The sequence below is a fragment of the Edaphobacter sp. 12200R-103 genome, from assembly GCF_010093025.1.
In the GTDB taxonomy this organism is placed as follows: Bacteria; Acidobacteriota; Terriglobia; order Terriglobales; family Acidobacteriaceae; genus Edaphobacter.
The window spans coordinates 2,507,177-2,520,814 of sequence record NZ_CP048114.1 but is presented as its reverse complement, the minus strand read 5'-3'; the positions used below and the strand labels follow the sequence as shown (position 1 = coordinate 2,520,814).

Annotated in this window: 8 protein-coding genes; 3 read left to right on the top strand and 5 right to left on the bottom strand. The window is 56.2% G+C overall.

All coding sequences use genetic code 11. The annotated features are described in order from the left end of the window. Window positions 1–13: 13 nt before the first annotated feature. Window positions 14–955 carry a hypothetical protein gene (locus tag GWR55_RS19300; protein ID WP_238398337.1) on the top strand — a complete coding sequence of 314 codons (942 nt, stop codon included), beginning with the start codon at window positions 14–16 and terminating at the stop codon, window positions 953–955. A 104-nt stretch (window positions 956–1,059) separates the two neighbouring features. Next, window positions 1,060–1,275, top strand: coding sequence for a hypothetical protein (locus GWR55_RS19295; RefSeq protein ID WP_238398336.1), 216 nt, complete (start codon window positions 1,060–1,062; stop codon window positions 1,273–1,275). 197 nt (window positions 1,276–1,472) lie between these two features. Here GWR55_RS19295 and GWR55_RS10455 read toward each other — a convergent pair whose 3' ends face one another. The 5 genes from GWR55_RS10455 to GWR55_RS10435 form a co-directional block, all read right to left on the bottom strand. Further along, the gene (locus tag GWR55_RS10455) at window positions 1,473–3,146 is read right to left on the bottom strand and encodes an alpha-L-fucosidase (protein WP_162402214.1); all 1,674 of its coding nucleotides are present in this window, start codon (window positions 3,144–3,146) and stop codon (window positions 1,473–1,475) included. Between the two features lie 60 nt (window positions 3,147–3,206). Then, window positions 3,207–5,408, bottom strand: a complete 2,202-nt coding sequence (locus GWR55_RS10450) for a glycoside hydrolase family 3 C-terminal domain-containing protein (protein WP_238398335.1) — start codon at window positions 5,406–5,408, stop codon at window positions 3,207–3,209. A gap of 59 nt (window positions 5,409–5,467) precedes the next feature. Then, window positions 5,468–5,665 carry a fibronectin type III-like domain-contianing protein gene (locus GWR55_RS19580; RefSeq protein ID WP_162402213.1) on the bottom strand — a complete coding sequence of 66 codons (198 nt, stop codon included), beginning with the start codon at window positions 5,663–5,665 and terminating at the stop codon, window positions 5,468–5,470. 86 nt (window positions 5,666–5,751) lie between these two features. Further along, the gene (locus GWR55_RS10440; RefSeq protein WP_238398333.1) at window positions 5,752–9,357 is read right to left on the bottom strand and encodes a carboxypeptidase regulatory-like domain-containing protein; all 3,606 of its coding nucleotides are present in this window, start codon (window positions 9,355–9,357) and stop codon (window positions 5,752–5,754) included. Between the two features lie 135 nt (window positions 9,358–9,492). Next, on the bottom strand, window positions 9,493–11,757 hold the full coding sequence (locus tag GWR55_RS10435) for a TIM-barrel domain-containing protein (RefSeq protein ID WP_238398332.1): 2,265 nt from the start codon (window positions 11,755–11,757) through the stop codon (window positions 9,493–9,495). Window positions 11,758–12,584: 827 nt separating this feature from the next. On the opposite strand from GWR55_RS10435, the gene GWR55_RS10430 reads away from it, so the two are divergent. Beyond that, window positions 12,585–13,481 (top strand): hypothetical protein, encoded by an 897-nt coding sequence (locus tag GWR55_RS10430; RefSeq protein ID WP_162402211.1) that lies wholly within the window; start codon window positions 12,585–12,587, stop codon window positions 13,479–13,481. Window positions 13,482–13,638 lie beyond the last annotated feature (157 nt).

Genomic DNA, 13,638 nt, shown 5'->3' with positions numbered 1-13,638 from the left:
GTCTCTGTCTTAAATGCCATCGCCGTCGCGCAAAATACCCGGATACGTCATCCTGAGCGGAGCGCGTCAGCGCGAAGTCGAAGGATCTGCGGTTGGATGGTGGTTGAGGCCGGCAGACCGCAGATCCTTCGACTCCGCTTCTCGCGACAAGACTGCGAGAGACTGCGCTCAGGTTCGCGCCATCATCGAAGGCGCTTTAGACCGATATGTCGGTTCCACGCAGGTTCACCTTATCGGGGATGAGCTTTGGGGCGGCTATCCAGCGTGGCGTCGGGTGAACGGCGCGGGGCGCAACAAGCGCAACGGCGTTCGGGAGGTCAGCGAAGAGATGGCCCAAACCTTCGCGGATAACGAAGCCGAGCGCCGCACCAAGGTTCAACAGACCTTGGGCATCCGAGTTTTGAAACCGATTGAGGTCAAGCCTTCCGAAGAAAGAACGATTCCCTTTATCAGCGATTCCACCATCCGCTTTGAGATGTCGATCTTCGGCGCGGTGATGAATTACGCCATCAAGAAACGGTACGTTTCCGCAAGCCAGCGCTTCGATGAGCGCCCAAAGCTCAAGACGATGCGGCGGGATGAGTTCACGCTGGAAGAGTACCGTAAGCTCCAGACTGTAGGCCGCAAGTGGATTGGTGAAACCGATAAGCCTTCGAGCGTCTGGTATCGGACCGTCACCTACAACATGATCCTGATCTCCTGCAATACAGGCATGAGGCCAGCGGAGATGAAGAATCTCCGCTGGCGCGCATCATGCCCGCAAAAGACCGCGAGGGACGAGAGATTGTCGTCCTATTCGTGCAAGGCAAGGGCAAATCGCGCAAGCTTGTTGCGCCCAAGAGTGTTGGAGATTATCTGGAACGCATCCGCGCCATCTCCAAAGCAACGCAACCAGAGGATAGAGTCTTTACCAACATCACGGGCAAGCCCGCAAAGACTCTTTACAACTCACTGATTGCCGATCTTCTGAACGAAGCGAATTTGCGCGGAACGCAGGGCGTTCCGCGCTCGATGTATTGCTTCCGGCATACTTACGCCACGCTGCGATTGCAGGAAGGTGTGGACGTGTATTTCCTTGCCGAACAGATGGGAACCTCCGTCCACATGATCGAGGAACACTATGGGCATGTGAACACCATCAAGCACGACGACCGCGTGTTACAAGGCATGGCGGGATGGGAGTTGCCTCAACCGGAAGTGGACGTTACCAGGGCCAAAGCGTCAAAAGCAGCGGAGACGGGCGCAGGAAGTTCAATATCTAATTTATCTCTTTAGATATTGGTTCTGATTTGCCGCTGCCCCGTCGGGGCGTTCTTAGCGGCAAATCCTCGCGCACGAGCCGGCATTGCACGTAGGTTGTCCAGCCTGCTCAACGGCAAGGCTGATCTTTTCCGGGGATATGGCGCTCCGCATTGAGAAAGCCTTCGGAGTAAGTGAAGGGGCTTGGCGTTTAAGCTTATATTTTGGGTACTTCACCTAAGGATCTTCAACGCATAAACGTCGAGGGCCTCCGGGTTGCGTGCAGGAAATCGGATTTCGAGCGATGCTGCGTCCTGCTTAAAGTTCAGCAGCCCCTTATATCCAAGCATCTCAATGGCGCCAATAGGTTGAGGCAAAACCGAGTTGCCTTTGTGGAGACTCTTTACACGCAACACCCCATCCGATGGCCAGCCGAGTGCGAAGGCATAAAGCTGATCTCCCTTACAGGTAAACCGGATGTCTTCTGCGGTGTATGGCCTTGATCTCAGTTCGTTGAAATTATGTGAACCTATCACGTCAGGAGGGCCTTCGCCATAGATCGTAAACGGTCGCGTCCCGTAGATGGCCTCACCATGAACAGCCATCCAGGCACCGAAATCGCGTAGGAATTCGTGCTCATCCTCATCGATGGAGCCATCTCCTCTCACGGGAATGTTGAGCATCAGGTTGCCATTCTTACTAACGATGTCGATCAGCATCTGCGCGACCGTGCTCGGACGTTTGTAAGCGTGCTCCTCAAACAGGGAGCGGCGGTAGTGCCAATCGCCGATACAAGTATCGGTTTGCCACGGGGCTTCCAGAATTCCCTGGGCTCGACCTCGTTCGATGTCCAGCATGGTGGCACCCATGTGCGCAGGCGTGTACTCCTTTGCTGCCACGACGGCCTCTTCGTGTCCGTTGTGCCAACTCATATTTGCGTTGTAGTAGTGCGCAACAATGTCGAGGCCCGCCTGGCCGAGTGGTAGCTCTGTGTCATCGAAATACAACATGTCCGGCTTGTATTTGTCGATCATCTCCTTGCAGCGCAGAAACCAGTTCCGGGTGAAGGCAGGGTTCGCAGGCGGCGGCTCCTCGTGCCACTTGCCATCGCCGCTGGCGTGCCACGCATTTGCGTTCGCCACGGTCTGGATACCATCCGGCATGACGATGTTACGGCCGGTGTAGAGCTCCTGTGGGTCGAGTCCTTCCCACCATGTACCGCGGCCGTCACCCTTGGTCAGTGTGTAAGCATCGTAGCGCCGACCCGCGAAGGCACCTTCCGGATCGTAGCCGTATGCCGGCTGGAACCAATGCCACGCATGCGAAGAGTGATTGGAGATGCCAAAGCGCAAACCACGCTGACGAGCCAGCTTCTCCCAGGTCCCGACGATATCTTTCCCAGGTCCGACCCGGGTAGTGTTCCACTGGTGATAGGTGGAATCGAAGCAGTCAAGATTGTCGTGATGACAGCCGAGGGCATAAAAGTACTTTGCTCCCGTCTTGATATATAGATCCATCAACTGTTCGGGCTGCCATCGTTCGGCCTTCCATAGGTGATCAATTTCCTTGAATCCGACCTTCGTGGGGTGCCCGTAGGTTCTGCAGTGATACTCGTATTGCGGGCTCCCCTGGATGTACATGTTACGAGCGTACCAATCGCCCTGTTCGGGTACACATTGCGCGCTCCAATGAGCCCATATGCCGAACTTTGCATCCCGAAACCACTCAGGCATTTGCCATTGCTTCAGCGACTCCCATGTCGGGAGGTATTTACCGCTCATGATCTGGTTGCCACTAGCGATCCCAGTCTGTGCGCGGAGAAGTGCGGCGAGCGGCGACGCCGTAGCAGCCGCGGCAAGACAGCTCTGCTTTACCATCGATCGACGGGACAGATAGCCTGAACTCATTGATATCTCCTTCGAGAGGTGCTGCGCATGTTGCACGAGGTGAAGACTTGGTCTGGAACTTCATTGCATCCTGAGATGCCCACTCAAAGCGATGTCTGCGGAGGACCGTCCTACCTTTACCGTGTAGTCGCCGTGTGTCCAATCCCATTTTTCCGCAGGCTCATTCCATGAGGCAAGTGCAAGAGGCTCAAGTTGTACCGTGACTTGGTGTGAAGCGCCCGGTGCAAGTGTGACCCTTCCCCACCCGGCAAGCCGCATGAACTTTTCCCCTGAGGAGGGAGGCAGTTGTACATATGCCTGCGCGACCTCGGTCCCGGACCGTTGTCCATCGTTCCGTACGCGGAAATGAACCTGCTTTTTGTCGCTGTCAATCTGAAGATCGTCATAAGTGAAGTGCGTGTAACTAAGCCCGAATCCAAACGGAAAAAGGGGTTGCTTCTGCTCGGATTCGAACCATTTGTAGCCGAAGCGAACACCCTCGGTGTAATCGGCCGGGAAGCTAGCGGTTTTCTCTTCCGATACCCAATGCTCAGGTAGCCCACCGTTTGCGGGGGTTTTGTAGGTCATGCCGAAAATCCGGGGATGTGGTAGATCTTTTTCGCTACGCGGAAAGGTGATTGGCAATTTGCCGGACGGATCCACAGAGCCAAAGAGTACGTTGGCGATGGCCTGTCCCCCGCCGATCCCCGGATACCACGCCTCCAACACCCCTTGTACGTCATCAATCCAAGGCATTGACACGGGATTGCCTGTTTCCAGAATCACCAAGGTGTGCGGATTTGCTTTTGCGACCGCGGCGATCAATGCGTTCTGATTCCCCGGTAGCGCTAGGGTAGGCGCGTCTCCGCCTTCGCTCATATACTGATCGGCGAAGATGAGTACGGCATCCGCGCCCCTGGCCGCCTGCGCCGCCATGGCTGGGTCTGTGCCCGCATCGAAGCTGACTTGAGCGTTGGGCGCATGCTCGCGAATGTAACGTAGAGGAGAAGACGGGAAGTAGACAGCCTCGCCCCACTTCGTAGGCTTATCGGGTGAGATTGCGTTGCCACCCGGTGCGTCGACTTGTGCGGAGCCGCCCCCCGAGATTACACCTACATCAGCATGGGCGCCGATGACCACGACGCGTTGCAATCTATTTGCAACCAGCGGTAGAGCGCCGCGGTTGTTCTTGAGCAGAACGATGCTTTCTTCCTCGATTTGCTGTGCGTCATCCCTTCCCCGGAAGGGATCGACAACCTTTCGCGGAAGGGATGGATCGTCAATGACACCGGCGGCAAACATGGATCGCAATAATCGGTGCACCATGTCGTCCAACCGCGCCTGAGGTACCTTGCCGTTACGCACGGCGTCTTCTAGAGGAGTACCGAAGAACTGTGATCCAGGCATCTCCATATCGAGACCGGCGAGTGCCGCCTTCGTCGTGGAGTGAGTGGCCTCCCAGTCAGAGACAACGAAGCCGGGAAACTTCCACTCGCCCTTGAGCACGTCATTCAGCAGCCACTTGTTTTCGCAGGACCAGTCACCCTCGACCTTGTTGTAGGAGCACATGACGCTTGACGGTTGCCCGATGCGTATACCCAGCTCGAAGGCGAGGAGGTCGCTTTCGTGCGCAGACTTCCTGGATATATGCACATCAACGACTGTGCGGCCCGTCTCCTGATCGTTGAACGCATAATGCTTGATGTCGGCCATCACTTTATTTGCCTGTATGCCCTGGATGACGTGACCGACGGTGACCCCTGCTAGCAACGGATCTTCACCGGGGTATTCAAAGAGACGGCCATTGCGTGGATCGCGAGCCAGATTGACGCCCCCGCCGATCGACTGGTTGTAACCCTGCGCACGGAGTTCGCGGCCGATGATATCTCCGTAGAGGTGCGCCGCCTTGACATCCCAACTCGCTGCGGCGCCGAGCACACTTGGCAGCAGTGTGGCATACCGGCTCTGCGCGGCTGCCATTCTGACGCCGACAGCCGAGTCAGCTTGTTGCAGGGAGGGGATGCCGAGACGTGGAATGCCCTGCACCTCACCGGCACCTCCATTGTTGTCAGGAGGAACCGGGTCGCCGGGCCTCAGGGGTCCCCATCCTATTCCGTGCACTAGCTGAATCTTCTCCGGCAGTGTGAGCTGGTGGACGACCAGATCGGCCCGCTGATCTGGGGACAGTCGAGGATTCATCCAGGGCTGTGGTGCAGATGTCTCCTGCGCAGGAATGGAGACAGCACTGATGACGACCATCGTGAAGAAAAAGCGAGATCTCAAACTATCCTCCGGGTTGCAGGCTCTATTTTGCGAAATGCCGGTGCTTCCATCGTGAAGCGTTACCGATCGGAGACAACCGCGTCTGCTTGGAGCGGCAGCGAATCGCTGGAGCCGCCTACCCGAACCTGGATCCGGTCCGCCTCCACGATAAACCGGCGCGCAGCCGTATTCCAGTAAGCGAGGCTCGGTATGGGCACTTCAAGTTCGATGGCATGGGTTTGCCCCGCTGCGAGGTGAATGCGCTGAAACGCCTTCACCTCCTGACAAGGGCGCTCGACCTTCGAGTTCAGATGCGCGAAATGCAGGCTCCTTGGGAGAAGCCTGCACGCCAATTGGGGCAGAGTTAGAAGACGTACTTGACGGCTAACAGAAGTGTGCGTTGGGTGAACTTCGTGTCGGTGACACCACGGCCGACGGGTGATTTGGCGCGTGTGAATGTTCGATCATCGGTGGTATTGAAGACGGGTTGCACCAGGCTGCCGGTGCTGTAACCCGGCAACGGATGATTGAGGAAATTGAGAGCCTGTCCACGTAACTCTATATTTTGGCTGTCATGAACGTGGAAGGTCTTATAAAGACCAAGATCGGAATCGAAATAGGATGCGAGCGAAAGATAAGGTAATTGACGAAGCCCCACCTGCCCAACCTGCGGCGCAGTAATGCAGCTCAAATTGATGTGTTGATATGTACCGAGATTTGAGTTCGGGTTGCAGGTCGTAATGGGCAGAATCGTTTGCGCCGGTGTTCCGTAGTACGTGTTCGAGGTAATTTGACGGCCCGTCGCAGTGTTATTGATTGTCAAACCAAGATTCTGGCTTACGTTAGCCTGCATATTGCCACCAGCTTGCCACTGTGTAATTCCCGATAGGGTCCACCCGTTCACAAAACCGCCGAGCAGTGCATTATGTACCGGACGCCCCAGGTCAAAGGCATAAGACGTATTGACGACATGTGGACGATCGATGGAGAGTACGCCATAGTTATTGTGGATGTTGAAGGCATCCAGTGTCGAAGACAGAATGCCAAGCGACTTGCTATAGGTGTAGTTGACCATGAAGGTGATGCGGCCGCTCTGCTTGGCCAAGCTCACTTGCGCACCGTTGTAGTTGGAGTACCCACCATGCGAAAGCACGGAGATCGAACTGGTGCCGTAGCCTTTGTAGTAAGGATAGTAATCGACGATATTGGGAACACTCTCGGGATCTGCGGGAGCAGCCGCGCCGGTGACAGGATCGTGTTGGAACAAGCCTCCAAGAGGGATTTTGTTTTGGTTGATGAGCTGCGCTCCGCCAACACCCACGGAGTCGCTTTGCCCACCGAGCAAGATGTTCTGGGTGTTATTGCCAACATAGGCGACTTCGAGGAGCATGTTATCGGGCAACTGCTGTGAAACCGTGAGGTTATAGGCATAGCTGTTCCCCAGCTTGTCGTCGCCCGGATCGAGGGCGGTGACGCTGGACGCCAGCGAACCCAAATTAGCCGCATTGGAAGACAAAGCGCTTATCTGTGCGAACGTAATGGCATTGCCGGAATTCGTGTTGAACGTACGTGTACCCTGTGCTGTCGTCAAAGCGCCCGAAGCGCCGTTGATGGCATCGTTCCAGCGATAACTCGCCCAGCCGCCACGAACGACCGTCTTGCCATTGCCATGCACATCATAGGCGAGTCCGAGACGGGGCTCGAGCAAAAGTGTCTGTACAGGAGCGCCGCCGTTTGGCAACGTTCCGTCGATAGCCTTCCAGTAGATGCCAGGATAGGCTTTGTTTGCCGAAAGGTCGGTCTCATAACGATTGGGTTCCCATACAGCGATACCAATGCCCGAGCCATCTTGCCAACGACCGATATGCTCAACTCGAAGTCCCAGGTTAAGTGTGAGATGCGATGTCGTTTTCCAGTTGTCAAGAAAGTAGCCCGCACCGACGTGATAGAAGAGGTTCTGCGTAGGATTGACATTGGCCTGGGTGAAGCCGCTTGCGATTCCCATCAGGTAATTCGCAAGAGGGTTATTGGTGCCGATCTGCTTGCCTGTGATCTGATCAGGCAGCGGTGTGCCTCCGAAGCTGAAGTCGCCATTCGGATATCCATAGGTGCCCTGGGCATTGCCCGAACGGTTGAAGTACCCGCCGACCTTGAACGTATGAGTGCGATAGACCGCTGTGAAGTCATCGGAGATCGTCAGCGAGCTCTTATCGGAAGGAAAGCTGCCACCCTGCGCGAACAAATCCGGTTGGGAGATGTCCGGCAGCGTGCGATCACCGGCAGCACTAATCGAAGGGACAAGATTGGATGCCGAGTTGAAGACCGTGTTGTACGTGTAACCAACAGCAGATTTCTGGATGGCGGCCAGATTCTGAGCCGTATACGGATTCGAGGTCCAACCGCGCGCAACCCGGATCTCATTTGTCGTGGATGCGTTGAAGACGTGAATAAAGTTGCCGGCGAGAACGTTCGCGATCTGTGTGCTGACCAGTGGTCCACCCGGATAGAGCACAGCATCCCCTGGGGTGTAATAGATGTGAACGGGGTTAGTCTCTGAGTCCGCACCATGCTGGTAGCTGACGAACACCTTGTTCGTGCTGTTGGGGTTATAGTCGACTCGGCCACGGTAGACATAACCGTTGTGAACGTTGGTGGGCTGGAAGTAGTAGTTGTAGCCACTCGCGTTGCCGGAAGGATTCGTGTTGGCCATCGGGAAGAGCTTAAGCAACGCGAGGGCATTGGAGTCCAGGTATTGCGTGGGAACCTGCGTTCCAGAGAGCGGAGTACCGTCCGGCGCAAAGCCTCCCGTCAAGGGTTTGCAGAAATCATTGGATCCCGTACTGTGGGCGCATAAAGCGGCGTTCTCTGGATCTGTCAAGCTAAAGTTGCCACTACGCATCGCCGTGCTCGGAACGAACGAGGTCACGGGCTGCGCTGCAGGCAGAGTTTGGCGGAAGTCTTCGAAGCCAGCCCAAAAGAGCAGTTGATGGTTCTTACCAATGTTGGTATGCGGAATCTGGATCGGGCCACCAATGCTGATGCCGGGATAGTTATAGCTCGCGTAAGGCTTTGGCTGGTGGTTCTGGTTATTCTGGTAAGTGTTCGCGTTCAGCGCAGAGTTACGTACGTAGTAGTAGACCTGTCCATGATAGTTAGCGCCACCGGCACGGCTGGTCACGTTGATGACGACCGGTCCCTGGGGTGCGTCAGCTCCAAAGTTGGAGCTCTGAACCTTGACTTCCTGGGTCATATCCGGATTGACTGTGGCGATCGACCAGCAGGAGCAGCCAGGGTCGATGATGTTGGCGCCGTCGAGCAGGTAAGCCGTGCCGCCGCGGTACGGCGCGCCGTTCGTGTTGAGGCCGACTCCGACCGTCGAACCGGTGCTGCCCGTGTCGGTGAAGTCGAAGCTTGTACCGTTTCCGGCGCCGTTCGCCGTGGTAGTGACGCCAGGCAGGACCTTCAACAGTTCGCTAGCGTTGCGGCTTACCAGCGGTAAGCGCTCGATGTCCTTTGTCGTAAGCAGCGAAGATCGTTCCCCGGAGTCTTGCGGCGCAAGTGCATCGGCGTAGGTGGAAACAGTCACCTGTTCACTTGCACCTCCTGTTTCGAGCTTCAGGTTTGGCAGTGAGCGGAAATCACCTCCATTGACGGCGATGCTCGGTGCTTCGAAGCGCCGGAATCCCTTCGCGCTGATGTCCACCTTGTAGGTTCCGGGAACAATACCCGCAAAGGTAAAGTATCCGACCTCGTTGGTCTGCAGCGTACGGACCTCCGCCGTGTTGGTGTTCGTCAAGGTGACCTGTGCACCGGGAATAACGGCACCTGTTGTATCTTCCACTGTACCGGAGATGCTCGCGGTGGTTTGAGCGCAGAGGCGACCTGAGGTCCCCAGGGCAACGATCGCCATGATGATGACAGCTGCAAAGATGCGGCTGCGGTGGAAAAACGATGGATAAGTCTGTGTCATGTGGTCCTCACAACAAATAGGTGGATCGTGATGGTGATGGGTAGTACTTAGTCGGCCAAGGAGTTGCGCTGATGAAGAGGCAAGCCTATCCCGCGCGTGTTGGCGAGGCGCGTTTCTCGCAGCGGAAGCGGGAGTTCATGGGTGCACGATCTCCACGAGCGATGCTTCGGATCCCGTCCATGCAGATGCTCCGGTGTGCGTCAGTTTCTTCTCAGCCTCGTTCCAGTGGATCTCGGTGATCTGAAAGTCTCCCCGTTCGTAGGCGTATGTGCGTCCGTCGTCGCGGTAAAGTGTGAAGTCGCCGTCTGCGCCGGGGTAGACCCGTAGCTTCTCGATGGTTTGCTTCTGATTGGTGCTCTCGATGGGTGTGCCTATAGGCACGATCGAGCCGGCGCGCACGAACAGTGGAATCGTATCGATCGGTGCCTGCGCCGTGATGGTCTGACCGCCATGCAGACGTTGATTCGTCCAGAAGTTGTACCAGTCTGTGCCGGCCGGCAGATATACCTTGCGTGTAGTCATGCCCTGTTCGACCATGGGTGCCACCAGGAACGCCGGGCCAAACATATACTCGTCGCGAATATTGGCAGCGTTGGGATCGTTGCCAAAGTCCATGAAAAGTCCGCGCATAAATGGTGCACCGCTCTGATGCGCCGCCCAGCCCAGTGAATAGATGTAGGGCATAAGTTGATAGCGCAGGCGAAGATACTTCTCGAGAATAGGCTCCGCTTCTTTTCCATAACTCCAAACTTCGTTGTGTGGGCGTGTGCCATGTGTGCGGAAGTTGGGCTGAAAGGCACCGTACTCGAACCATCGTGTATACAGTTCGGGATAGTCATCGTAGCCGCCCACTACATCTCGAGCGTCGCTTGGGTCGAGCAATGGGGGATGCTCGGGCTTGTGCGTCGCCGGAAGTGCTTGCCATCCCCCAATGTCAGTCGACCAATAGGGCATGCCAGAAGCGACGAAGTTGATGCCAGTAGGCACCTGCCGCTTCAGCACATCCCATGTGGGCGAGATGTCCGAACTCCAGAAGATGGCGCCGTTATGCTGTGCGCCGAGATAGCTATCACGTGCCAGAACCAATGCACGCTCCTTCATATCCCGCCGCATGCCTTGATAAAAGGCGGCCGTATGAAACAGAGGATAGACATTGAAGTATTCGGTGCCAGGACCGATCTTGAAGTAGCTACCGTTTGGCGGTAGATCGGGCTCAGTCTCATCGGCCCAGAAAGCATCGAAGCCTTTTGTGACGTAGTTTTCCTTGATGATGTTCCAGTACCACTTCGCTGCGTCGGGATTGGTCGTGTCGATGTCGCTGCCGGCACGGTCGTATGGCAGCCCGTTGGTCGGGGTGCCGTCGGCAAGGTGCTCAAACCAACCCTTGGCCTGAAGAGTGTTGAAGAAACGGCTTCCTGGCACGAAGCGCGGCCACACGCTGATCATGACGTGATAGTTCATTGCGTGGAGATCTCGAAGCATGCCCACCGGATCAGGCCAAGCCTCGGGGTCCATGTCCATCTGGCCCATCTTCGTGTAAGTGAACCAGTCTATGACGAGATCATCGATGGGCAGGTGCCGATCGCGATATCCCTTCGCCACCTCCATCAACTCTGCCTGCGAGCTGTACCGCTGTTTGCTTTGGATGAAGCCGTAGGCGCTCTTCGGAAGCATCGGTGTGTCACCGGTCAGCAGACGGTAACCGCGATAAAAATCATCGTAGCTCTTACCTGTGATGATGAAGAAGCTGACCCGCCGGCCCACCTCACTCTGGAAGGTGTTCTGTCCGTTAAAGCCCAGGCTGACAGTGGTGCGTGAAGGATTGTCCCACAGCAGCGCATACCCCTGATTCGTCACCATGAACGGCACACAGACGCTTTGCCCTCCGGGTGCGTTGTAGTCGTGTGCGCACCGCAGCACATGGCCACGGCGATCCAGATAGCCCTCCTGGTTTTGCCCCAAGCCGTAGTCATGCTCGTCCGGGGCGGCGGAAAAAGTAGCTCCCACGGTGAAGAATGGTGGGTCCGACGGGCGGCGGTCATTGTTCAGCCATGCCGTGCCATCCTTGTGATTCGGGACCGCCATTTGCCAGCCTTGCAGGTCCAGCAGATGCGTGCCATCGCCTTTGGCGATGTGGATGCCGACTCCAGGGGTCGAGCCGCTGAAGAAACGACCGATCTCGCCACCGTCATGGCTCCCCGAACCATGGGCCTTCGGTGAGGAGGCAACACTGACCTGCAAGTCAATTGAACGGAGCGTGTCGGCGTTCTCTGTATGGGAGCTCTTCCACCCCATCATTGAGGATCGAGCTACGATGCCGTATCCAGGCGCGGCGACGGCATCGTCGTGGCGCAGGCTCAGGCTGATCCTGACGATGTTGGGTGCGTATGGCTCGATCACGACAGTCGCGGCTCCGCGGTTGAACACTTGTTGGGCAGAGACGGACGGGAACAGTGTTGTCGCTAGTACTGCGCAGAAGCAGATAGGCAACAATCTGCGGGTGGGGCAAGCGAAAGCCAAAATTGCAATCCTTTCGATGAAGCGGTAATCCACATGTCCGATTGCATCTGTGTCACATACAGAACATGGGTCTGAAGTCGTTTCTGATCCCAACGACTAAACGCTCACCAAGCTGGGGCCGACAAGGTTCACTACAGCTCTCTTGCAGGTATTCCCGCCTAAGTTGTTCATTCTTTTGAATTGACCAGCGCTTCGGAAGGAGGTAACATACCTCGGTATTGCGAATGCAGGCCAATCCTCACGAAATACCTGATGCCGAACATTCTTTGAATGCCGAGCAGCAGCAGGACGTGTGGAAAGCTCTGGAAGAGTTGCTGCGAAGCCAGCCGCTGCGCTCGACAACCCAGTGTCAACAGCTGCTGCGCTATATCGTGGAGCACACTCTGGCGGGCGAACCGGGACTGTTGCGCGAACGCGTCATCGGCAAAGAGGTCTTCGGCCGCAGGCCAGACTATGAGCCCGGCGACGATCCAGTGGTTCGAATTCGCGCTGCGGATTTGCGGAAGCGATTAGCGCTGTATTATCAGGCCCTTCTCGAGCCTCCACACGTCAAGATCGATGTTCCGTCAGGCTCGTATCGAGCCACTTTTGTCTGGCCCAGCGAGGTAGCTGCTCCCCCTTCTCCGCCAGAGCAAGATGTATCTCCTCTGTCCCCACTCGCCTCTCTTTTGTCGGTGGAGAGCACTCCTCTGAGATCATTGAGCACTATGCCAGGCATCGAGGAGGTGCCGGCCCAAAGTGGGGTTGAGGAGTTACACAGATCATTCCCATTTCGCCTGTCCAGACGGCTCGCCGCTCTTTTGACGACGGCTTTATTGATCGTCGGGCTAACGGGTATCTGGTATGTCCATCGTGTGAGCGACCCAGTTCGACAGTTCTGGGCGCCAATGCTGGCAGATCCCAGGCCGATTTTGATTTCCATAGGCAGCAACGCGGTATACCGGATGGGTGAACACGAGATCGACGAATACCTGAGTAAGACAGGAGCCGATGAGCAGAATTCGGAGGGCATGGAGTTCTTTCCTCCCCTCAAGCCGGATCAGAGCTTCGCTTCCACCGGTCTCTACCCAGCGCCCGATAGCTTTGTCGCGTTGGCGGACGTTGCAGCCACGACAGAGATAGTTCGCATGCTGACGCGCTACGGCAAGGATTTCGACGAACGCTTTCCGAACGACATCTCTTTCAGCGAGATGAGGGAGCATTCAGCCGTGTTGATCGGTGGTGCGAATAACCTCATCACCAGAGACATGACGAAGAACCTGCCCTTTGTTCGCCGTGGTCGGAACTGGATCAAGGACCGTGATCATCCCGACAAGGGATGGGATCTGCACGCTTCCGATGATCTTCACGATACCGACGATTACGCGATCATTACGCGGCTGGTTGCTAAAGATGATGCCGCACCCATGGTGGCCGTGGCGGGACTTGGAGGGCACGGGACGCTTGCTGCTGCAGAGTTCTTATGCAAACCGGACTATGTGAGATCGCTTCGGGCACAGCTCGGACCAGATTGGCTCAAGCGAAACTTTCAAGCCGTTCTCCACATCAAGATCATCGACTTCAAGCCTTCGTCGATGGAGATTGTCGCCACGCGGCAATGGTAAGCCAAGCAAGCCGGATACGCGCAACATTTACATTGCGCTGCGGGCAAGTATGCGTGCCAACTGATCGTTCAAGGCTATGTTAGAGTAGCTCCAGTTTGATTCAAAAACGTGACATCTGACAGATAAATGAAAGCGCATGAGGGTTGCTCTGTCATTC

Coding starts and splice junctions, on each gene's coding strand:
- GWR55_RS19300 (WP_238398337.1), top strand. CDS start 14: ATGCCATCGCCGTCGCGCAAAATACCCGGATACGTCATCCTGAGCGGA.
- GWR55_RS10455 (WP_162402214.1), bottom strand. CDS start 3,146: ATGAGTTCAGGCTATCTGTCCCGTCGATCGATGGTAAAGCAGAGCTGT.
- GWR55_RS10440 (WP_238398333.1), bottom strand. CDS start 9,357: ATGACACAGACTTATCCATCGTTTTTCCACCGCAGCCGCATCTTTGCA.
- GWR55_RS10430 (WP_162402211.1), top strand. CDS start 12,585: ATGCCAGGCATCGAGGAGGTGCCGGCCCAAAGTGGGGTTGAGGAGTTA.